Raw genomic sequence first — 22,743 nt, forward strand, 5'->3', positions numbered from 1 at the left:
TGCGCAGAAAGTCAGTAAAATACACTATAACAAGTCAGATATAGAGTCTTTCATGATAAAAAACGCTCAAATACACTTCAATGATGCAGGTACACCAGTTGCAAATAGTTTTGACGATGTCTATTTCTCTAATGATGATGGCCTAGCCGAATCACATTATGTTTTTTATACTCAAAACCATATCGACGAGCGATTACAAAATCATGGCAGAGATCGATTTGTCATCGCCGAGACGGGTTTTGGTACTGGTTTAAACTTCCTCAATGCTTGGCATCAGTTTAACCAGCGTAGCAAAGACGCTAGTGTTAACCAACTTCACTTTGTATCTTTTGAAAAGTATCCAATTCATATCGATGATTTAGTTAAAGCACTTCAAGCTTGGCCAACTCTAGCGCCACTTGCCAAAAAACTTTGCCAACAATACCCTATGGCACTTGAAGGCTGCCACAGGCTAGAGTTTGATAGTGGCTCAGTGACATTAGATTTATGGTTTGGAGATATTCACGATAACCTACCGCAGATAAGTTTTGAACAAAACGGGATTATTGATGCTTGGTTCTTAGATGGTTTTGCGCCGAGCAAGAACCCTGACATGTGGCAACAAAGCTTATTTAACACCATGGCTAATATGAGCCGAGACAATGCAACTTTTGCGACTTTTACTGCCGCAGGTTTTGTCCGTCGAGGACTACAAGAAGCAGGGTTTGAGTGTAAAAAAGTGAAAGGATTTGGCCGCAAACGCGAAATGGTTGTGGGCAAGCTCAAACACGCAAATCAACAATCTAATACGCCACAATATTACTCTGTTCAGCCGCGTCAGCTTAATAATATAGCAGTGATTGGTGGTGGTATTGCGTCGAGCTGCTTGCTCTACCATCTCAGTAAAAGAAACCTGAATGCAACACTATTTTGTCAAGATGATGACCTGGCAAAAGGCGCATCACACAATCGCCAAGGCGCTGTTTATCCGAACTTACAAGCAGATAACACACCACCAAGTGAATTTTACGCTCATAGCTTTTTGTATGCCAAGCGTCTATATCAACACCTAGCAAGCAGTGGTTATGAATTTGCTCACGACTGGTGTGGTGTACTACTGCAATCGGTAACCAAGGCTAAACAAACGCAACACCAAAATCTAGTCGATAAAGCAGCCTGGCCACATGCTTTAGTATACCCAGTAGATAGCGAGCAAGCGTCGGCTATTGCTAACACACAGCTACCATACGGTGGACTTTTTATTCCCGAAGCGGGCTGGTTAAACCCGGCAGAAGCAACAAAAGCGTTATTTGACGCAGCCAACTCTCTCACCCCAATTGAGGCACATTTCGATACAGATATTATCAAACTAGAAAAAGTGACCCAAGATTGGATACTTCATACCGAAGAGCAGACGTTTGGACCTTTTTCAGATGTCTTCGTCTGCGGTGGCGAGCACTCAGATCGCTTCGAGCAGACTCAACATGTGCCACTGCATGGTGTTCGTGGTCAAGTTTCTCATATTGAGGCTGGTCAAGCGTCCAAGGCACTTACAACTGTACTTTGTCATAAAGGTTATTTTACCCCCGCGATGGACGAGCTACATTGCATGGGAGCCACCTTTGATAAAAACACTAAAAGTCGGGCAATAAGGGATGAGGACAATGTGACCAACCGTGCACAACTTGAAAACTTTTATCAAGGTACCGATTTGGTAAACAGCCTTGGTGATATTGTCTCAGAAAAGGCTGCGGTACGTTGCTGCTTCAACGACCACTTACCTATGCTTGGTCAAGTGCAACATAATGAGGAATTTTGTTCCGCATTTGCCAATTTACGAAAGGGAAAACACTACGGCTTTGATGAAGCTGCGCAGCCCTATCAAGGAATTCACATTGTTACAGGTTTTGGCGCTCGAGGACTGTGCAGTGCACCACTTGCGACAGAGCATTTAGTTGCTGGTCTACTTGGCGAGGCAAGACCGTTTAGCGAGCGTGTTCATCAAGCCATTCACCCAGCGAGGTTACTTGTCAGAGACCTGATCAGAAACAAAATTTGACATTAATTTGCGTAATAAACCTAAGCTGTGGATAAGCAATGTGCATCCCCAGCTCAGGTTGCATGATAAAAAGCGCGTACAAGTACGCACTTTTACTGTCTACCTTTTATTAAGTACTCTTATTCACTCAATGGAGCGACTGTTAAGGGAATATATTGTCATTCCTTAATAAATGTAAAAGCACTTTTCGACATTTCTCCTTTCTTGCCACCACCATCGATGAGCATAGACTGGAAATTGTACGTATACTGGCCGGCTGGCCAATAGGCAGGAATAGTGAAGTAACGACCGGTTTGAACATACTCTTCTTTTGGTGCCAGCTTGATTTCTGATGTCCCACCTAAATTATATGCCGTACCATCTGGCATGGTGATATATTCCCATGCTTCAACAGTTGCTCCTGTCTCTTCTTGGTTAGCGATGGAGTAAGCATAGTTTACTGTGCCACCTGTTGTTGCTAGTTGCTGGTTACCCGCTTCAACGCTGGTAATTACGGACGTTGTGTTTCCAACAGTAAAGTTCGTGATATCTGCGTAGATAAATGAACGATTGTACTGGACTAAAGCTTCAGTCCAAACAAAATAATTTGGTGCTACATTCCAATCAGATATTAGTTTTACATCACGCAATTCATCAGTGATTTGCTTAAACTGCAGGTAAAAGTAGATGCTCTCACCGTTATTTGTCACTGTGTTTTTTGGAGAAAAGTTCGTATCGTAATGAACTTCGTTATACTCCGGGAACTCCATTTTGTTTGACTCGATTTTATGTACTGTGCCACCAAGGTTTTTATTTGAAGCTGTTAACCCACCTTCAAAGCTGGCAGAAAAATAACTGTTAGGATTACTATCGACATAGTAATTATTCACTAATTCTGCCTCGGTGTCGTATGCAATCGTAAAGTTTAAGTTCTCTCCATCTTGTACCTGTGGACGTTCAGTACCGCTGGGAGTTTGTACAGATCTAACTTTTGCATCAAAGTGTACAGTTATAATTTCAGCAGATGCTGATATAGAAAACAACAAACAAGAAATTGATAAGTAGGCGCTTTTTCGATTAAACATTAAATATTCCCTTTATAAGTTTTGTTAAATACCCATTTGATTAATTAAGCAGTCTATGTTGGGAAGATGACCCCCAGTCTATACAGCATAGCTTCCTCTCAAATAACGCATATTTCACGCAGAAACTGCAAAAATATCTTAATCAAAATAATCTGTCATAGAGTAAATTATTTTAGTACCCACTTTATGAACCTGAAAAGTGTAAACTAAATGTGTATACTATCTCAAGGTAAAAATAGAAGAATTCGATATAACTATCATTTTTATTATCCGTGACCGTTGAGATAACACCCCGGCTTTCTGGGGCAACTTTTGCCGCGAGTACATATGACTCGGACAGCGCCTTCAAGCCCCCTCTCAACCCACTGAATATTCAAAATTTTTGCAACCCTCAATAACTGCGTTTTCATATGGTATGGCACAACACTTGAGCCTCCATAACTGATACACGCTTGCTGTAGCTCTCCCACTAAAGTGTCTGCATCTATACCTTGAGCCCGAATGGCAGGATTTAAGTCAAGACCTGCGCAGAGCACCCTAGGACGATTTGCCACATCTGTGATTTTCACTGATTCACAGCAATATAACCTTGGCTTGCCATTAACATTCAGAATAGAAAGCTGGGCACTGGCGGCATTACTATCATCATGGAACTTTCTGAAGACGGCCCAATGCTGACAAGGATCGGCAACGCTGCGCATATTGCCCCACGGTAATGGGATCCCATTGCCTCGGTATACTGCTTTTAGCTTTCCAGCCTGATATGCGTCAAAGTAGTGCCAATGCGGGTAAGGTGATACGGAAGTCATCCGACGCATTGCTACTGACGCAGAAATCCCCAACGACTCATGCACACGAACATCATACCCTCTACTTTCAAGTAGCTGTCGAAATGGCGTGCGAGGGCACAGCAGTGCCCCAGCGAAAAAACTTGATTCAAAGTCTTGCCAAGCACCAAGAATATCCTGTGCATTTGGCGTATCGTGGTCTGGGTTGTCACTATTCTTACGGCTTTCTCCTGTACTTAGTACACAGTCTAGTCCCTCATTATTGTGTAGCACTGCATGACCAATATGAACGGCTAAGTCATATTTCATCCTCGCCGGATGGGATTGTAGTATGCGATTTATAAACACCACATTTGGCTCTTTAAAGTAAGAAGTCACAATTCCCTCATTGAGACTTCCTGATTGCTCGAACCACTCTACCTTTCTTCCCTTGGCATGTAAAAGAGACATCAGGTCTTCACAACTTAAATATAAATTTTTACCGCCAACTTCATCGGCTACACGCTCCAAATCTGGAAAATGATTTTGGTGATGCTCTTGATGGGCACGGATCAGAAGGTGCGCAAACTGCCTGCCACTAATACCAGCTTGAGAGAGCATTTCTGGAATAGCGATTTGTAAAATGTCTTTCTCAAATAAAAAATTGGGCTCTAGCGCCATACCCACGATACCACCAGAGCTGCCCTTATCAGGTGCAATCTCAGGTGCCTCAGGTTGACTATCTAAAAACCACTCAATCGGCTTTTGAAATACGTTAGAGAAGTTTTCTAGCATCGCTTCGCTTGGCGTACGCTGACCCCGTTCAATCATGGATAAGTATGAAACGGATGGTGCACTACTCGGGTCTTGCTTAACACACCTTGCCGATAAATCTTCCAAAGTTAGGTGGTTACGCTTTCTTAAATTTCTTATTTTCGTACCCAAAAAGTGAGATTTTCGAATTAAACTTGCAGTTTTTGCCATTATTTCACACCCCTTTTTGTGAAATTCACACTGTGAAATTCTTTTTGTGAAATTATTTAGATATTTAACTTACACTCAAGATGTATACAAAACAACCAGAATATATTTCCCAATTTATGACAACATGAACAAGAGAGGTGGATCATGGCAGCGCAATTACAACCGCATACAGAGCAACTAATTGACGATACGAAAGCGCAACAGTCAATGCTGGCAAAACAGTATCTTGATGAACAGTGTCCTTTAGAGTTTGGTTCACACATGGAGGTGACTGACTATGTGGTTTACTACAACCACCTGCTTGCGTTTTTTGCCAACGGCACCCATTGTGGCTTAAAAAAGTGTAGCCAATTCGTCGCGCTTTGCGGTCACCGTGAAACGCCAGAAGCTATTTTATTAAAGCAAGACGATGGCTTACATATTGAAATTACCTTCAACCGCTGCGGAGCACTTGGACAATTTGATAATGCCCATATCGAAGATATCATCGTTGAAACACCATTGGCATCTGTGGTTGGGAAAAAGACTAAAACCCAGCTTCAAAAGCTGTGGATGAGCTTTTATCATGGTGTGCAACAACCCGCAGGAAGAGCCTGTTATCGTGCCAAAAATGGGGATGATTATGAACTTTGAGTAAACACTCAATGATTTGTAATCAAATCGCTCAAACATTCAGTAAGTTTTAAGCTAAGCTAATTAAAATACCGCTCTTTTTTCGACTGAGCACATGACAAAATTGCTTAATTTTCTAAAAAACATTAACTGGATGCTTTGGGCGCTCATACTTGGTATTTTTGCTGGTTTAATTTTCGGTGAACGGTTATCATTTTTAAAGCCTATCGGTACAGGTTTTGTGAACCTGATGCAAATCACCATTCTTCCTTATATCGTCGTCAGCCTCATCGTGGGGTTGGGGAAATTTAATCCAGAACAAGTTAAAAGCATTCTTGCAAAAGCGGCACTAGTCATGCTCTCTATTTGGGTAATAGGTCTTGCTGTGATCTGGTGCTTTATTATGACATTACCAGCGCATGATGCTGGCACCTTTTTCTCCCCTGCGCTGGTTGCAGCAGCGCCCGAAATAGACTTTGTAAAACATTATATTCCCTCAAACCCTTTTGCTTCTATGGCAGAAGGTAATGTACCGGCCTTAGTCATATTTTGTATCGCTCTGGGCATGGCGCTTATTTCTAACCAAAAGAAGAACCGGTTACTCGATGTATTAGAAGTCGTCGGTCAAGGTCTGTCGGTCATTTCGAAGAAGATCATAGCCATCTTCCCTATCGGTATTTTTGCTATGACAGCAAGCACGGCAGGCACGATGAGCGCTGAAGAACTGTCTGAATTACAGGTGTACTGGGTTGTGGTTTTATGTGTCGGCGTGTATTTGATGTTAGTGCTGCTCCCTATGCTTGTTGCCGCACTCACCCCTGTAAAGTATCGCGACCTCATCATGGTTATGCGCAATGCGTGGATCACCGCATTCAGTACCGGCAACGTTTTTATTGTATTACCAGTGATCACCGAAGGGATAAAAGACCATTTACGCAAAATCAAGCAAAGCGATGAAAACTCTGATCACATTGCGGAGGTGCTCGTACCTATCGCTTATACCTTCCCAAGTTTAGGTAAGCTAACTACCTTAATTTTCGTCTCTTTTGCAGCATGGCTTACCGGCAACCAAATCGGCTTCGAACAAATCCCTAATGTGTCTTTGTCGGCGATGCTGAGTTACTTTGCGAATGTGCATATTGCTATTCCCTATTTACTGGATATTTTACGCGTTCCCGCAGACACTTATCAGCTGTATCTCTCTATGTCTGTACTGACTGCCAAAGTGGTTTCTCCTACCACTGTGGTATATATCTTTGCTTTTGTATTTTTGTGTATTTTTATCAACCGTAAACAGCTCCACTTGAAACGAGTAAGATCAGTTTACTATTTGACCTTACTATCTGCTTTACTCCCGGCATTTATGTTGTTGAGTTTTACAGCAAATAATTACCTCGGCAAACAAACTAAGTCAGCAGATGAAGCGATTGCTAATATGGTGATTTCAGATACTGTACCAGCTCATGTACTTAGCTATGTACCCAAGGCATACCAAAGCGGTGAATTATCACTTACCAATATTGATGTGATCAAAAAGCGTAATCTACTGCGTGTTGGATACCTCGTTGATAATGTTCCGTTTAGTTACTTCAATCAAAAAGATCAACTGGTCGGTTTTGATGTCAGTTTGGCTCATAGATTGGCATCTGATTTGGGAGTACGAGTTGAGTTTATTCCATTTAAAAAACCTCAATTAGCAGCCTACCTTAATAAAGGCTATTTTGATGTTGCAATGTCAGGTCTTGAAATAAATATAACTGACTTACAGAATGTACGTTTTAGTGACAAAGTACTGGAATTACAACTGGCTTTGTTAGCAAAAGATCATGATTTAAAAAGATTCACAGACAAGTCCGCATTACTTACTTTGGAAAAGCTGAAGCTTGCACACATGGAGTATGCGCCAATACTCAAACAATTAGCCCTGCAAAACCCAAAAGTGCAAGTATCCAGTATTAACAACCTACAAAGCTATTTCGAACATCCAGATCAATATGACGCTTTGGTGATTAGCGCTGAAGCTGGCTTTGCTTGGAGTATGTTTTACCCCCAGTTTGGGGTTGTAGTACCAAAGGGTGCTGACTTGAAATATCCCGTAGGCTTTGCAGTGGCAAAACGCAATCAAGACTTACTCAGTTATGTTAATTCTTGGCTTACTATTCAGCACACCAATGGCCATATCGATAAGACCTACGATTATTGGATTTTAGGTAAAGGCAGTATTCAGAAACAGACCCGATGGTCTTTAATGGATGAGCTGGAAATTGACCCCAATACTCTTATAGAGAAAATTAAGTTTTAAAAAACGCCATCAGTAACGCGTTACTGATGGCAAATCTACTCACTGGGCGAGCTAGCTCTTAAGCTCTCTCTAACCTTAGAACACCCCAAAAATAAAACAAGTTAACAACAAAAAATTAATAACAAAATAGGTAGATTCAAGTGCGGCTATTTATTGTTCAATGTAGTTGCTTGTGATACCGTTAACTAAAATTGTATCTATAATAAGGATAATAATAATGACATCAGTATACTTACGTCAGTTGATAGGTGCTCTGGTTGCGACTTTTCCGTTGTTTAGTGTCGCATCTGTAGATGACAACAATCAGCAAGTGATTGAACGTATAGAAGTCATTGGCGAAAAGCCTCAATATGTCTTGAAGCTCGAAATGGAAAGTGCCAAAAAAGACTTTTATGATTTGTACAACAAGTTTGCCTCGGATGATTCATTCAAGACTAAATGTGATAAAAAGCCGCGACATGGCAGCAAAATAAAATCATTCAAATGCGAAACTCGATTCACAAAGGAAAGTTTTCACAGCCTCACTAAGCAGCACATACAGCTTAATATCCAAGACTTAAAAAACCCCGCTTATTCTTTAAAGTATCTCTCCATGCCTGATGCTTCAGATGTTCGTTCAGTCACTAACACCAAAAGAAAGGCACAAAAAGCCGACATCCTAACGCAGATCAATGAAAACCCAGAGCTAAGAGCGGCATTTGAACGATTTGCCAAAAAGTATGATGCGTATGAAAATCGCTAACTAGCCTGATGTAATGGCTCATTCCGTAAACGAGAGTCGCTCCCGAAGGCCACTACTGCGACTCACACTGCGGTTCATGCCACTGAGTAAAACCTTATATTGTGCAACTAATTCAAAGTGTTTTTTAGCTCGAGTAATACCGGTGTAAATGAGCTGCCGATTAATGCCCTGCTGAGCGCGTTGGATTGGAGGCAAGATCATCGCGGTATGGGCGAACTCCGATCCTTGAGACTTGTGTATTGTCATTACATAAACTCGGTCAAAGCTCGGTAATCTCGCAGGGTAAAAGCGCCTCACGTTACCTTGTTCATCTATAAAGGAGGCCTGTAAGTCTCCTTGCTCATCTCGCAGAATAATGCCGATATCTCCATTAAAAAGTTTCAGCTGATAATCATTTTGCGTGATCATAATCGGCATACCAACATAAAAACGACCTGTAGGCTGGATAAGTCCCATTTGAGCGAGCTTAAGTTCAATTCGGCGATTTAGTTCGTTAACGCCATATGGCCCTTCGCGTACAGCGGCGAGCAGTTGATAACTGGCAAATTCACTGTGTATATACGCTTCGCTTTGTGCACTATTAATTGCCTCAAGATAACGTTTATAATGTGCTGCTGCACGAACAATAAGCGCATTATAAGCATCGCTATTGAGTTCATGTAGTTGCAGATCAGCAAAGCCTTGCTTAATCACTGCGTCTAATTTTCGTTTATTGTTGCTATTTACCGCATATGCCAGTTGGCCAATACCACTATTACTATCGAAACGGTGGCTTTTTTGTAAAAATGCGAGATTGTCCTCAAGCATAAATTGGGCAGGTTCATGACCGCCTTTTGGTAACGCTTGCCTACTTAAGCTGGTCAATTTAGTGCTTAGTTCATGGCTATAGTTTGGCACTTGCCCCAGCGTTAAATTCTCACATAAATCACTAAGTACATTGCCTGTATCCACCGATGCCAACTGGTCTTTATCGCCAAGTAGGATCAACCGAGCATGTTTTGGTAACGCATCCACCAGCTTTGCCATTAAAGACAAGTCAACCATAGAGGCTTCATCAACAATCAGTACATCCAAGTGTAATGGATTATCTTGATTGTGACGGTAGTGCAAACTATTCGGGATCACACCGAGCAGACGGTGAACCGTTTGCGCTTGCTCTGGAAGTAGTTCGGCTAAATCAGAAGGTAAAGTAAGTCTGGCTTTTGCACCAATGATAGACTCGCTTAGCCTAGCCGCAGCTTTACCCGTTGGTGCGACAAGTTTAATCGTGAGGGGGGCACGTACATACAGTGACTGCAAAATCGCTAATAGCTTAGTGACTGTGGTCGTTTTGCCAGTTCCGGGACCACCCGTGATCACACAAAAGCGCTTTACAACTGCAAGCGTACAAGCCACTTTTTGCCAGTCAAGCTCTTCTGTTCCCTGTTGCGGTGGAAAGTAGAAGTCTAACAAGCTGCTGAGTTTTTCTTCATCTAATGTAACCTGAGCTCTTGCTAGTGTCTCAAAATAACCGGCGAGTTTCGCTTCGTAATTAGCTAAACGAGCCAAATAAAGCTTACTTCCGTAAAGCCTGAGCGGTTTATCCTCACCAATAGCCGGGTGTTGCAAGAGCGCCTGTACTGTCATGGTCGTATTTATAAAAGGTGACAATGCTTGGCTGACATCTTCAACAAGGTAGTTCAGCTCAAACGGGTCTTGCCAATTAATCTCTTCGAGCGCTAAACAACTATGCTGGCGTGAGTGCATAATTAACAACAACAAAAAGACATATAAATAATCATCTAGGCGCTGTTCATTCAATAACTTGGCCAGCGCTAAGTCGGCTTTTCCTATACGTTTATACTCTACTAATAGAGAGATAAAACTATCATGGTCAAAGGCATCAAAGTCCATACTTAATTGACTCATACCGACTCCTCAAACAACGCATCCAATTGTAACACTTGCTCTACACTCAATTGATTAAAGAAAATACCTTGGTTATCTGGAAGCGCGCGCAAAAACAGATAATAGTTCCCACCTAGATGCTGCTGCACTTGGTAGTCAGGTAGGCGTTGCTTTAATAATCGATGCAGCGCAACGGTATAAATCATATATTGTAGATGGTATTGATGAGAGGACATCGCCGCACTTAAGTTATCATGTTGATAATCGTCTGAACTATCACCTAAATAGTTCGATTTATAATCGAGAATAAAGAATTGCCCTTGCCATTGAAATATCAAATCAATAAAGCCTTTTAGCATGCCTTTTACATCATCAAAGTTTAAAAATGACTTTTGCCCGGTAATATCACTCAAGATCTTGTTAAGTTTCATGGCACTGAGAGGCTTTAAAGGCAAATAGAATTCCATTTCAACGATACAATGTTCTGGTTTAAGCTGAGCAAGTTGTAGTTTAGTATGAGGAAGTAGTGGCGTAGCTAAGCTACTAGCTATCCACTGCTCTGTAGGAGTTTGCCAGTCATCGGCAATACCATATTTGTCCAACGATTTGGCTACCGCCTCTGTGAGCGTGAGTTTGTCGTCGCCTTTTGGCACACGCGGTGCTGTAAAATCAATCAGCTCAAAAATTTCGTGCAAGCAGCTTCCAGGTTTTGCCCCTTTTGGAAAAGTATAAGCATTCTTTTCCCTTTCTTGGCGCTGCTCGGGTAAATCGAGTAAATGGTTTTCATCTACTGCGCCAGCGGGTTTATCACCATGGTGGGTATGATAACTAAGCTGACTAAAGCTGGTAGTACGCCAGTGCCTTTCTATGCTACCGGTAAATACTTTGGCAGTCAGTCGCGGTGGCGCTTCATTTGCCGAGGTGGTAATAATTTGATTGGGGTATTGCGCTTGCTCTACCAAAGTGAAGGCCATTGCTGTGTGTGTATCACAAAGCTGTGATAATTCTCTTTGCCATTCATTTTCCGTATCAAACGTCTGCGCGCCAAATAACACAAAGCCCAGTGCAGTTTTATGAAGCGCCGATTTTTTACTTCTGCCTTGCTGTATGTCGTATAGACCCAATTCACAGTAATGCACTGCTCGGGTGAGCGCAACGTAGAGTAAACGAATATCCTCAGCTAAGCGCTCTTGTTCAGCACTTTCTTTCGCTTCCTCACCCGCATCAAGGTCAACAACGAGCTTTCCTTCTTGATGGTACACACAGGTATCTGATTCTCGATAGCCCAGCGCAAACGGCATAAAAACAAGAGGATATTCCAGCCCTTTTGAAGCGTGCATCGTCACTATCTTGACTAAGTTAGCATCGCTCTCTAGTCGAATTTGACTGCTATCACTTTGCGCATTATTCAATTGTGATAAGAACCAGCGTAACACTCGACCGCTGCCATCCAACTCCAGCTGCTTATGCTGTAACAGCTCTGCCAAGTGTCGAAAGTCTGTGAGCCAACGCTCAACTTCAATCCCCTTTTGCCGCCAAACAACAGGAAGCTCACATACGCAAAGCAGGTGCTCTAACATCGCCATCGCACCAGAGCGATACCACAACTGAGTTAACTCACTAAATAGCTGCAAATAATGCTGCCACTCTTGTTCGTTAAATTGCAATTCAAATAATGCACGATGCTCAAGGTTAAACAAAGGCCCAGCAAGCACACCTCTAAGGGCAGCCTCATCATAGCTACCATGCAGCACTTCTAATAACTGATACAAGGCAATAGCTAACGGCTGGCTAAACACACTATCTCTGGCAAGATAAACACTGGCAACACCACGCTGGTTTAAAGCACGTTTCATTAAACTGGCTTCAATACGGTCACGTACCAAAATACAAATATCGGCAGGTACCACTGGCTCTTCACCAATTTTAGCAAGCCCTGTTTGTCCTTTTTCTATCAAGGCTGCCACTTTCGCAGCAAACGCTTGGCTCAACCCCGCTTGTGCTGCGCTTTTATTGAGAGCTTCATCGCCATTGGGCAGTGCACTAAAACACAAGGCGGTGTGTTTTTCACCGTTAATGGTAAAGCGTGCATCCTGCGCTTTGCCTTTAGCACACACTTCAATAAAAGGAATGTCTTGGTTATAGATAAAGCTGTTTGGGTGACGCGTGAAAATAGTGTTCACCGCAGCCACCACATCACTGTCAGAGCGATAATTGGTGGCTAGCGTAAATTGGTTGTGACTTGCAATCCCTTTTTTAGCGCCAATGTAGGTAAAAATATCTGCCCCTCGAAAACCATAAATTGCTTGCTTTGGATCGCCAATCATTGTCAGAGCGGTCTGCTCACGCTTGTAAATTTCACTAAAAATACCGTACTGCACAGGATCGGTGTCTTGGAACTCATCGATCATAGCAACAGGATATTGCTGCGCTATCTTCTCACCCAGAGCTTCACCGCTATCACCTAGCAATGCTTGATGTAACTGTTTCAATAAATCGTCAGGAGAAATTAGTCCATATTCTTCTTTGTGTGCACATAGCAATGCACTAACCTCAGTTACTGCTTGGCGCACCAAGGCAATATTGAGACCACTACTCACTAAATGATGTAATTCAGCTAAGGTATCAAAATGGCGAATGAGTTCATGCTGCAAAGGTGTAGTATTCTTTTTATACTGTTTAGGATCAGCTAAGCTTTCGCTGCCCCACAAACCAAAGGAGTGATTGCTAGAACCAAACTCAAACCACCACTGTTCACTATTTACATAGTCTTCAAGGGCTTGTAAATTTGCCTTTCGACCAGGCGCACGATTACCTGCCAAACCTGCATTTTTAAGTACGTTAAGATAATCCGCTTTGACTATCTCAGCCTTTAACCAAAGCGCTAGCGTTTGGTACTTTTCGCGCGCGGCAAACACCGCATCTAACGACATCGCAGGTTTAATATCAGCGTTTTCTTTGCTAAGTAGTGGCTTGACTTGCTTGGCAAGTGCATAAGGCGTAGCAAATTGCTCCACCACCGCTTGGGTCTTTTCTTCGTCTAGAGGGTAAACAAAACGCCGCCAATGATCTGCCATTGCAGCTTCAATAAGTTCACTTTCATCAAGAATAAACTCTAGGTTAAATGCCACTTTAGATTCAAAAGCATGTTGCTTTAACATTCTTTGACAAAAGCCGTGAATGGTGAAAATCGCTGCTTCATCCATCGATTTAGCCGCCGCATCGAGTAGATCAAAAGCCCGCTTTTTATCTGTAACTTGAGCTAAAATTGCGGCTATCAAATCATCGTTAACTGTTTCACCAAGCAATACATCTCTGGCCTGGATGATACGTTTGCGCACTCTGTCTTTGATCTCTTGCGTCGCGGCTTCAGTGAAAGTAACCACAAGAATTTGTTCAACACTTAATGGAGCGGTTTGCTCACCCGGTGTGCGCAAACCAAGTAAATAGCGCAGATAAAGGCCCGTGATAGTATAAGTCTTTCCTGTGCCGGCACTGGCTTCAATAAGGTTTAACCCACTCAGCTGCATAGTGACGGGATTAAGTATTTCCATGAGCCACCTCCGTTGCAGTCTTTAATATCGGCTCAAGTAGAGCGAGGCTTAGTTCACAAAAGCGCAACTCATGAGTAGAGAGATCATTAAAGCAAAGCTGTACATAGGGATCCTCCCCCTCTCCACGACCAATATATTGCGGCTTAAATTTACTCGCTGCTTTTTTGAGGTCTTGTGTTTTGGCAAACTCCATGCTGGTATTTGCAAAAAAAGGAACTGGTTCGCTAAGCGCTTGTTTATAAAACGCTAGCCACTGTTGTAGATATTCAAGTGATTGCTGCTGTCCCTGCACAGCAAATTTAATGCTCTGATCTAGACCCACAATATAAGTCGTCACTTCCTGCCCTATCGCACAAGCAGCACAGTGGTTTAGAAAGCCCTTAATCAAATCTTTAGCCTTAATACTGGCGCTGCGGTAATACACTTGGCGATTTTCATATAAACTATCGAGCCATCCCACTACAATATGACTATCGAGGTGCAACTTGAGCTCAATGGGCTCTTTAGCTTCACAGAGTAAAGGAGTCAGTACTCTCGTCATAGGCTCAATACGCATCAAAAGCCCATCTAACTGAAGTTTACCTATGTTCGCTTGTGGTAATGACCCCCGCTGCAAAATTTGCTCAATATTGAGAGGTTTTTGTCGCAGTTGTGCTTCAAGAACTTCATCCAGATATTGATAGCGCTCCAAGGCATTTAATGCAAATGGTTCCTCGTCTGGAGCAAGTGCCTCTATGGGCTTTAGTTTTACACCAAGAGATTGCTGATAAAATAACTTTTGTGGTTCGCAGACTCCGCGTAGCAAATCACTAAACTCAATTTCGGTATCCAGCGGCACCTCAAGCGGCGCGTCCTCAGTCTTATTTTCAATCGCTGTATGTTGCCATAACCAGGTTTTATTATAACTTTGCAGCGAACCGGCTTTAAAATGTTCGGGATTGAATGGTTGCAATGGCAGCTGTTGCGTTAATCTAGATACGACAGGCTGCTTAGGCGTATCCTCAAAATAAAAGCTACGCGCCAGATACTCAGCCAATTCACTGACCAATACTGAGGGCACTTGCACTTCATTATTGAAGCATGAGCGACCGATATAACTGATATAGAGATTTTCTCTAGCACTTAGTAGCGCCTCCAAAAATAGATATCTGTCATCTAACTTTCGCGAGCGGTCACCTTTTCTTCGTGCTGAATGAGCAACTAAATCAAAGCCTATGGGCTGCACCGTGCGGGGATAGTCCGCATCATTTAAGCCAAGCATGCAAACCACTTTAAATGGAATTGCCCGCATCGGCATCAGTGTACAAAAATTAATAGCACCAGCTAAAAAGCGTTGTCCTACTCCCTTCTCTTTTACACCTTGTTTGACCAAGTAAGCCAATATCTTTGCCGACACAGGCTCTTGAATATCACCATTCTCATAATGCTTTTCAATATTTTCGATGATCTGTTCAAGCTTGAGCAAATCCCAACTCTGCTCTGACTCAGCAAAATAAAATAGTGCCATTGCTTGACGCAAAATGGTGGCAAAATGCGCTAACGTTTGCTCCTTACTCAGGGCTTGCTTCAACCATATCAAAGCATCAATAAAACCGATCAGCTTGTTTAGCACAGCCACCGACATGCCTTCAACTTCATCAGCTGGGTAAATTGACGCAAACGAGGTAAGCTCGTCGTTAGTCGCAACACCTAAAAGCAATCTGTTTAGACCATGTTGCCATGTGTTTAGCGATATTTTAGGCAGCCCATACTCATACTTATGCTGCTCGTTCAAGCCCCACTTTACGTTTACCTGCTCAAGCCAATAGCGGATCAAGTCAAATTCATGTGCTTCTAGGTCAAACTGCTCCGCAATCGGTGCCACCCCCAACAAATCTAAAATGTCAGACACACAAAAGCGATTATGAGGTAGGTCGGTTAAAGTAACAAAGGATGTAAGTATAGGTCGCTCTTGTTCAATCGCTAAATCCGAGATCGCGTATGGAATGCGAATTGCTTCATCCGTACTATCAAAAACAGCTTTAATGAAGGGTGAGTAGGCACCAACATCAGGCATCATTACGATTACATCTTTGGGGGTAAGTGTTGGGTGTTGCTCAAAAAGATTCAGTAAATAATCATGTAACCGTTCCACTTCACGCAGTGGAGTATGGCAATCTTGAAATACTAAAGTGCGGTCATGCGCTGGAATTGGTAATTTGCCTTCTTCAGAGACAAACCAGTTTGGATCGGCAGTTAATGATTCACCCTTAAATGCCAATTGGTAAATTTCTCGCTGTACCAGACCCAACAGATGATCATTAAATTCACTATCAAAGCCATCAATCCAACTCGCGTCTAACTGTAGTAGCTGTTCAAAGTAATCTCGCCCCAGTTTCCCCCACGACGACAATAGCGGATTACCAATGTAATAATACTCACCATCTTTCGCTTCAAGCTCAGGCATTTTGGCATATTTTGCTGCAACTTTGGCCTGTGTTTTTTCATCAACCAAATCCCCCCAATAATGTTCACTGGGATTGAAAAAAAACAAAAATACATTGGTTTTCTTACCAAGCGCTTGGAAGATCTCTAGCTGGCTTGTCGCAATGGCCGACAGTCCAAAAATACAGATCCGCTCTGGGAGTTGCTCTGCTTCAGTGTGATCCAATGCCTGTAACAATTGCTCATGCATGTTAGCGCGATGATATGGGCTTTGCTCAAGCTTAGTCACGTGATTTACCAAGCGCCGCCAAAGATCTGGCTGCCAAGGTGCAATAGCAGCCACATCAACGTCTAGGAGACTATCGTGACCTTGTTCCCAAAGCTCTATCCACTCAGGTCTGTACATCAAATATTGGTCAAATACGTCAGCAATTTTTTCGCATAACGCAAATAGTTTGATTCCTGAAGGGTCTTCCCCCAAATAGCGTTTTAACGCAACGTAATTTGGGTTGTCAATGCAAGTAGGTAATATCGTAAAAAGCTTCCAAGCCATGTTACCTTTATTAAACGCGGACTCACTTGGCACATCGTCGATAAAACGTTGATATAACTTCCAAATAAAACTGGAGGGTAAAGGAAAATCTACTTGTGCGCTGATCCCCAAGTGCTGACTCATACCAAGTTTTAACCACTCGGACATACCTGGGGACTGTACCAATACAGCTTCTTTGGCAAAAGGATTAGTAAGCGGAGCGGATTTTATCAACGTGCAGAGTTGCGCCTGCAAGATTTCCATTCGGTTTGATTGAATGATGTGTAACATGTTGTCTGCCATGCAGTTTAACGCTAGGTTAAGTGTATCTGAATCTCCCTGTGAGCGGTAGTAATAGCAACTTTTAGGCTGTTAGGTGCATATAAAAACGACATACTCAATGCTTTATACTATTAAGAGTCACTAGAACAGATCAATATCCGTGTTACCTTCTGGTATTTCTATTTTATGCTCTGAAAGAAGTGCTTCATAAAAACATAGCATGTCACGCCCATTTTCTTTAGCGTAATATAATGCTTTATCCGCATTTTCTAAGACCGTAATGGGAAAGTCATAAGGGCTTATTCGAGACATGCCAACGCTTACTGTTAGCTTTTTCACGAACGGAAAATGTGTACTTCTGACAAGATCCATAAACTCGTCCATTTTCGCTTTTATCGAGTCATAATCGGTCGGTTCAAATACCAGCACAAACTCTTCACCGCCGAAACGAAAAAGTAAATCAGTAGAGCGAAAAAACTGGCGCATACGCTGAGCAAGCAAAAGTAAGACTTCATCTCCGCATACATGACCGTAGTTATCATTCACTTTTTTAAAGTGGTCAATGTCCATTATCGCAAGCCAAGATGTCGCCCCTTTATGAATTGAGCGCACGTCACCATTCCATACGGTTTTATGCTGCTTTATAACTTGCTTTTCAATGAGCTGTTTTAAGCGCTTTTCAAAGGTTTGACGATTGAGTAGACCTGTCAGCTTGTCTCTCTCGTTTTCATGAAGAATAGTGAGGTAGTTTTCGAAAATACGGCAAAACGCATTCAATAGAACCTGATCAGAACTCGACAGACCGTTACTCACTACGGCAATGGCACCGACGGGCTTATCGAGCAGACTAATAGGCACCCAGCGACGCTCGGTACCGTCCTTTGCCTGCACTGTGATAATACATGCTGACTGCAAACAAGAAATAAGCTCTTTATCAGGCTCTTTTATCAAGCTTCTTTCTTCCCAATCAAACTCTTTATCAGAGAGCTTTCTCAGCAATAAGCTTCTTTCTATTGTTATCTCACCAGGTACAAGTAGGTCTTTAAAAACAGCGACCTCTTCACACCCTATAAACTCTTGAATGGTTGATACCAAGCTATATTCGAGAGAATCAACATCTCGCGTTTTTGTGATTTTGATAACTGAATTAAGTAAATCTTCTTGCATGTTTGGCGCACTCACAACTACTCTGCTTGCGTATTATTACATAACTGGTGAACAAATAAACCGAAAAACACGCCTTTATTCGTACCAATGTTAATAATAAAGCTCTAAGCAGTTGAATAATGATTAGCAAAATATTGAGTTAACAGCCTACCTCACTCAAAAAAACAGAGCTCCTGTATTTAACACCATAAGTGATAGCATGTCGGATATGCGTTAAGCTTATGCCACAAATAAAAAATGCCAAACGTAAGGGTTCGACATTTTTAGAGTTGATTCCTTTTTATTGACGAAAATCGTCGCCTCTTTATTCTAGTGACGCCAACATAGACTCGTTATATTCCACGAGTACTTCTCCTGCTCTTACCTTTTCAACATAGTCTCCATTTGCAATAAAAGGTCGGCCAATTGCTAACAAGTCAAATTGGTCGTTTTCAATTGCTTTAGCACCAGTTTCCGCTGTATAACTGCCGACTCCTACAAGAGTTCCATCGTATACTTTGCGTAAATAAGCAGATGCACGTCCGTCTAAATAGTCAAACTCCATAGCGTCATCAAAAATACCAAGATGTAAATAAGCAAGATTACGAGCGTTCAATTCGGTGATTAAGCAATCGAAAACGGCTCTGTCTCTTTTATCGCCCTCCATATTAAAGTAGGCACCAGGTGACACTCGTAAAGCAACTCTGTGCGACCCAATGCGCTCAATCACAGCATCTGTTACTTCCAGTGCAAAACGGCTCATATTTGCTGGTGTTTCACCGTACTCATCTGAGCGCTGGTTTGCTGCATAGTGTAGAAACTGATCAATCAAATACCCATTAGCACCATGGATTTCAACGCCATCAAAACCCGCTTCAATGGCATTCTCTGCCGCCTTTGCATAATCATCAACTAACTGCTTAATGTCTGCTTTTGTTGCCGCTTTTGGAGTTTGATAAGTCAGCTCACGCATTCTAGGAACAGAGCCTTCAATACCAATTGCAGAAGGGGCTAGTACTTCTCCATCAAAAAAATGCGGATGCGCAACGCGCCCCACATGCCATAACTGCGCAAACATTTTACCCCCTTCAGCATGCACAGCTTCTGTTACTTTTTTCCAGCCCGCAATTTGCGCTTGAGTGAACAGCCCTGGAGTATTCGGGTAACCTTGGCCATCAGGGCGAATAATCGTCGCTTCGCTAATGATCAAACCAGCTCCTGCACGCTTGGCGTAATATTTCACCATATCGGCTGTTGGCACGAGTTCATCATCAGCCATACAACGCGTTAGAGGTGCCATTAAAATGCGATTGTTCAATGTGATGCTGTCGTTGAGAGTTAGCGTCTCAAAAAGTACTTGGGTCATTTGGGAATCTCCTTTTTTGAATATACATTCAAGATATGTATTCTTGAATCATTATTCAAGTAATTTCCTTTCTTTTATTTTTATTGCTACCATCAAACCCAATGACATTTGTTATAATGGCGGCGGAATTTGTAGTTGATAGTCATAGGTATGCAATGAGAACAGCAGAGTTTAATAGAGAATCCGTATTAAGAAATGCAATGCAAGCATTTATGACATACGGTTACAACAAAACCAGTATGCCCAAACTGACTGAAGTCACTGGGCTACACCCTGGCTCTATTTACTGTGCATTTAAAAACAAAAAGGGGTTGTTACTTGCTGCAATAGAACAATATCAGGCAGATAGACGAGCGCATTATCAGCAGCTATTTGAAAACAGTACAAGCCTTCGCTGTGCACTTGAGCGTTTTTTGCAAGATCTAACCAATGAGTGTGTTGGCGACGAGTCAAAAAAAGTATGCTTATTGACTAAAACGCTCAATGAAATTGGTGAGCAGGATAAAGAGATCCAAAGTGCACTAAGCACCCACTTGCAACAGTTTGAATCGTTGATAAAACAGCAGTTTTTGACTCCATGGCCTGATAGCGAAGCCATGAGTGAGGAAGCTGCAACGAACAAAGCACGATTTTTTATTATGTGTGTTTACGGTATTCGAACATACTCTGCAACCCAGTGTAACAGCGCTGAATTGCAAGCTCTCGCTGATCAAACCTTAGCCGCTTCCCTTACCCCTTGATAAGTAGACCAAGCTGATGCACCACCGTGCCAATATCCATTATCAGCAATTTGACTAAAGGCTTTGTATAATACGATTTTTATACTAGTTATCTTTGTTACGCTGTCTATTTTGAAGGCGAGAAGACCTTGCCGCTAACTCCGCTCCCCCCTGTTGACGCTGAGCTCACTATACCCATGTAGGCAGAAAGAACTTCTTATTTACTTGTTGTAAATAAGAAGTTTTTAACGCTGTTAGCGTCAGATTTACGCCTTCAAATTGAGCAATTATTAAAATTAATTGGTGCCAGTCGCTGTTTGCTAATATTAAGCGGGAAATTTTGTCACCTCTCCTTTTAATAGTATTAATTATCCACAGCACTGATAAGAGTGGCATTACATTTACCATTGTTGAACCGACTTACTCTGAGGTAAAATAGTCTTTCATTTACCATGAGCTTCGAACATGAATCGCAAAAAGAAAATTTACGAAACACTAAAGAAAAAAGACAAGCGTGCAAATGCTAAACTTCATAAAAGCAATAAGCCACGCTACATCTCAAAAGCTGAACGTGAGAAGATTGCAGCCCAACAAGATGCCAATGAAGCATCAAATAGTGACGAGGGCGAGCATTAATTGCTCCAGTTTTATATCAGTTGGTCTAACAGATTATGCTAACGCTCTGAGAGCCGGAGCATTAAACACACAACTTTTCCAAAATACCTTTGTTCGGTGCCTGTAATACCAATTTTCTTAATTAAGTGGTCTATTTTGAGGCGAGAAAATCTTGTCTAGTCGACATGCAGGAGCACGCATTGAATTTGAGAAAGTATCATCGTTGGTGATTAAAACTCAGTTTTAAACTTTTGCGACTAAAAAAGAGTGTAAGTGATATAAGTGATTGGTTCTAATCAGGAAGAATGGCGGAGAGAGAGGGATTCGAACCCTCGATACGCTACAAACGTATACACGAGTTCCAGTCGTGCGCCTTCAGCCACTCAGCCATCTCTCCGCACTGAATTGCGGGGCTAATACTATGAAAAGCCTCGCACTTTATCAAGTAGTTTTTTGCTTTTTGAATTTATCTGGCTATAAATCCAACTACTTTGGTATTGAAGCTGAAAAATCTAGCATACGATTTAACGAACGTAGCGCACCTTCACGCAGTTCCATATCAACAAAGACTTCTTTTCCTTTTGGACTGATAAGTGCTTCTTCAATTGCTTGTAAGCCGTTCATTGCCATCCAAGGACAGTGTGCACAGCTACGGCACGTTGCACCTTCACCAGCGGTGGGCGCTTCGAAGAACTCTTTTTCTGGGCAAAGCTGCTGCATCTTGTAGAAGATGCCGCGATCTGTCGCTACGATAAATTTTTGATTCGGCATTTCTTGTGCCGCTTTAATTAACTGGCTTGTCGAGCCTACTGCATCTGCTAAATCTACAATTTCCGCAGGTGACTCAGGATGAACAAGCACAGCAGCATCCGGATGAAGCTGTTTCATGTCTCTTAGCGCTTTAGTTTTGAACTCGTCATGAACAATACAAGCGCCATTCCACATAATCATGTCCGCACCGGTTTTCTTTTGGATATAAGAGCCTAAGTGCTTATCTGGTCCCCAAATGATTTTCTCGCCTTGTTCGTCAAGGTGCTCAACAATTTCAAGTGCACAAGAGGACGTTACGATCCAATCAGCTCTTGCTTTTACTGCAGTTGAAGTGTTTGCGTAAACAACGACTTTTCTATCTGGGTGCTGATCGCAAAATGCTGAAAATTCGTCAATTGGACAACCGACATCTAACGAGCAAGTTGCATCAAGTGTTGGCATAACAACTGTTTTGTGCGGCGTTAAGATCTTTGCTGTCTCGCCCATAAAACGAACACCGGCAACAATGATCATATCCTTGTCTTCTTGCTTAGCACCAAAGCGTGCCATTTCTAAAGAGTCGGCCACACAGCCACCAGTTTCTTCAGCAAGTGCTTGGATCTCAGGATCTGTATAATAATGGGCAACGAGTACCGCATTTTTTTCAACTAACAGCGCTTTGATACGCGCTTTATACTCTGCTTTTTCTTCGACGGTAAGAGGGGCAGGTTTTGGTGGGAAGATATAATCTTCCGGCATAATACGTTCAGCTAGACTCATTTCTCAACCACTAGTCCACATTGCATAATTAGATGGAATTATACGAAAAATAGCGTATGAATCCTAGCGATTGTTTAACTCAAAGTGACGAGTTTAAGGAAGTAATTTGAATAATATATGAAGCTTGTGAGGATGGTGGGTCATGATGGACTCGAACCATCGACCAATGGATTAAAAGT

Annotated in this window: 14 protein-coding genes and 1 tRNA gene; 6 read left to right on the plus strand and 9 right to left on the minus strand. The window is 42.3% G+C overall.

Translation table 11 applies throughout. From position 1 onward, the window contains the following. The first annotated feature begins 52 nt into the window (after positions 1-52). The gene (gene mnmC, locus D9603_RS02000; RefSeq protein ID WP_128729856.1) at positions 53-2,038 is read left to right on the plus strand and encodes a bifunctional tRNA (5-methylaminomethyl-2-thiouridine)(34)-methyltransferase MnmD/FAD-dependent 5-carboxymethylaminomethyl-2-thiouridine(34) oxidoreductase MnmC; all 1,986 of its coding nucleotides are present in this window, start codon (positions 53-55) and stop codon (positions 2,036-2,038) included. Positions 2,039-2,196: 158 nt separating this feature from the next. Here mnmC and D9603_RS02005 read toward each other — a convergent pair whose 3' ends face one another. Together D9603_RS02005 and D9603_RS02010 are read right to left on the minus strand one after the other, a co-directional pair. Beyond that, the gene (locus D9603_RS02005; RefSeq protein ID WP_128729857.1) at positions 2,197-3,102 is read right to left on the minus strand and encodes a hypothetical protein; all 906 of its coding nucleotides are present in this window, start codon (positions 3,100-3,102) and stop codon (positions 2,197-2,199) included. Between the two features lie 266 nt (positions 3,103-3,368). Beyond that, entirely contained in the window at positions 3,369-4,853 is a 1,485-nt protein-coding gene (locus tag D9603_RS02010) for a DUF3612 domain-containing protein (RefSeq protein ID WP_128729858.1), read from the minus strand. 144 nt (positions 4,854-4,997) lie between these two features. Here D9603_RS02010 and D9603_RS02015 point away from each other — a divergent pair, with 144 nt between their 5' ends. The 3 genes from D9603_RS02015 to D9603_RS02025 all read left to right on the plus strand — a co-directional run bounded on the left by D9603_RS02015 (position 4,998) and on the right by D9603_RS02025 (position 8,509). Further along, positions 4,998-5,486 carry a malate synthase gene (locus tag D9603_RS02015; protein ID WP_128729859.1) on the plus strand — a complete coding sequence of 163 codons (489 nt, stop codon included), beginning with the start codon at positions 4,998-5,000 and terminating at the stop codon, positions 5,484-5,486. A gap of 94 nt (positions 5,487-5,580) precedes the next feature. Continuing rightward, the gene (locus D9603_RS02020; RefSeq protein WP_128729860.1) at positions 5,581-7,767 is read left to right on the plus strand and encodes a cation:dicarboxylase symporter family transporter; all 2,187 of its coding nucleotides are present in this window, start codon (positions 5,581-5,583) and stop codon (positions 7,765-7,767) included. 217 nt (positions 7,768-7,984) lie between these two features. Then, a complete protein-coding gene (locus D9603_RS02025) occupies positions 7,985-8,509 on the plus strand; it encodes a hypothetical protein (protein WP_125252836.1) in 525 nt (174 codons plus the stop codon). Between the two features lie 18 nt (positions 8,510-8,527). On the opposite strand, the gene recD is transcribed toward D9603_RS02025, so the two are convergent. The 5 genes from recD to D9603_RS02050 form a co-directional block, all read right to left on the minus strand. Then, the gene (recD, locus tag D9603_RS02030; RefSeq protein WP_128729861.1) at positions 8,528-10,417 is read right to left on the minus strand and encodes an exodeoxyribonuclease V subunit alpha; all 1,890 of its coding nucleotides are present in this window, start codon (positions 10,415-10,417) and stop codon (positions 8,528-8,530) included. Then, positions 10,414-13,950, minus strand: coding sequence for an exodeoxyribonuclease V subunit beta (recB, locus tag D9603_RS02035; RefSeq protein WP_128729862.1), 3,537 nt, complete (start codon positions 13,948-13,950; stop codon positions 10,414-10,416). The genes recD and recB overlap by 4 nt, the downstream gene beginning before the upstream one ends. Then, on the minus strand, positions 13,937-17,197 hold the full coding sequence (recC, locus tag D9603_RS02040) for an exodeoxyribonuclease V subunit gamma (protein ID WP_170178629.1): 3,261 nt from the start codon (positions 17,195-17,197) through the stop codon (positions 13,937-13,939). Before recC ends, recB begins: the two co-directional genes overlap by 14 nt. 132 nt (positions 17,198-17,329) lie before the next feature. Continuing rightward, a complete protein-coding gene (locus D9603_RS02045; RefSeq protein ID WP_128729867.1) occupies positions 17,330-18,355 on the minus strand; it encodes a GGDEF domain-containing protein in 1,026 nt (341 codons plus the stop codon). A gap of 304 nt (positions 18,356-18,659) precedes the next feature. Beyond that, complete coding sequence (locus tag D9603_RS02050; protein WP_128729864.1) at positions 18,660-19,700, minus strand: alkene reductase; 1,041 nt, start codon at positions 19,698-19,700, stop codon at positions 18,660-18,662. Between the two features lie 155 nt (positions 19,701-19,855). Here D9603_RS02050 and D9603_RS02055 point away from each other — a divergent pair, with 155 nt between their 5' ends. Both D9603_RS02055 and D9603_RS02060 read left to right on the plus strand, forming a co-directional pair. Further along, on the plus strand, positions 19,856-20,440 hold the full coding sequence (locus D9603_RS02055; RefSeq protein ID WP_128729865.1) for a TetR/AcrR family transcriptional regulator: 585 nt from the start codon (positions 19,856-19,858) through the stop codon (positions 20,438-20,440). A 444-nt stretch (positions 20,441-20,884) separates the two neighbouring features. Further along, a complete protein-coding gene (locus D9603_RS02060; RefSeq protein ID WP_125252830.1) occupies positions 20,885-21,055 on the plus strand; it encodes a DUF2986 domain-containing protein in 171 nt (56 codons plus the stop codon). Between the two features lie 285 nt (positions 21,056-21,340). Here D9603_RS02060 and D9603_RS02065 read toward each other — a convergent pair. Beyond that, positions 21,341-21,431: transfer RNA gene (locus D9603_RS02065), tRNA-Ser, on the minus strand. An 89-nt stretch (positions 21,432-21,520) separates the two neighbouring features. Beyond that, on the minus strand, positions 21,521-22,564 hold the full coding sequence (nadA, locus tag D9603_RS02070; RefSeq protein ID WP_125252829.1) for a quinolinate synthase NadA: 1,044 nt from the start codon (positions 22,562-22,564) through the stop codon (positions 21,521-21,523). Between the last annotated feature and the right edge of the window lie 179 nt (positions 22,565-22,743).

It is taken from the genome of Pseudoalteromonas sp. PS5, from assembly GCF_004103255.1.
GTDB classification, from domain to species: domain Bacteria; phylum Pseudomonadota; class Gammaproteobacteria; order Enterobacterales; family Alteromonadaceae; genus Pseudoalteromonas; species Pseudoalteromonas peptidolytica.

Excerpts from the sequence above, each read along its gene's own strand:
- recC (WP_170178629.1), bottom strand. The coding sequence starts at position 17,197 with ATGTTACACATCATTCAATCAAACCGAATGGAAATCTTGCAGGCGCAA.
- D9603_RS02010 (WP_128729858.1), bottom strand. The coding sequence starts at position 4,853 with ATGGCAAAAACTGCAAGTTTAATTCGAAAATCTCACTTTTTGGGTACG.
- D9603_RS02020 (WP_128729860.1), top strand. The coding sequence starts at position 5,581 with ATGACAAAATTGCTTAATTTTCTAAAAAACATTAACTGGATGCTTTGG.
- D9603_RS02005 (WP_128729857.1), bottom strand. The coding sequence starts at position 3,102 with ATGTTTAATCGAAAAAGCGCCTACTTATCAATTTCTTGTTTGTTGTTT.
- D9603_RS02025 (WP_125252836.1), top strand. The coding sequence starts at position 7,985 with ATGACATCAGTATACTTACGTCAGTTGATAGGTGCTCTGGTTGCGACT.
- D9603_RS02055 (WP_128729865.1), top strand. The coding sequence starts at position 19,856 with ATGAGAACAGCAGAGTTTAATAGAGAATCCGTATTAAGAAATGCAATG.
- D9603_RS02050 (WP_128729864.1), bottom strand. The coding sequence starts at position 19,700 with ATGACCCAAGTACTTTTTGAGACGCTAACTCTCAACGACAGCATCACA.
- D9603_RS02060 (WP_125252830.1), top strand. The coding sequence starts at position 20,885 with ATGAATCGCAAAAAGAAAATTTACGAAACACTAAAGAAAAAAGACAAG.
- recB (WP_128729862.1), bottom strand. The coding sequence starts at position 13,950 with ATGGAAATACTTAATCCCGTCACTATGCAGCTGAGTGGGTTAAACCTT.
- D9603_RS02045 (WP_128729867.1), bottom strand. The coding sequence starts at position 18,355 with ATGCAAGAAGATTTACTTAATTCAGTTATCAAAATCACAAAAACGCGA.
- mnmC (WP_128729856.1), top strand. The coding sequence starts at position 53 with ATGATAAAAAACGCTCAAATACACTTCAATGATGCAGGTACACCAGTT.
- nadA (WP_125252829.1), bottom strand. The coding sequence starts at position 22,564 with ATGAGTCTAGCTGAACGTATTATGCCGGAAGATTATATCTTCCCACCA.
- recD (WP_128729861.1), bottom strand. The coding sequence starts at position 10,417 with ATGAGTCAATTAAGTATGGACTTTGATGCCTTTGACCATGATAGTTTT.
- D9603_RS02015 (WP_128729859.1), top strand. The coding sequence starts at position 4,998 with ATGGCAGCGCAATTACAACCGCATACAGAGCAACTAATTGACGATACG.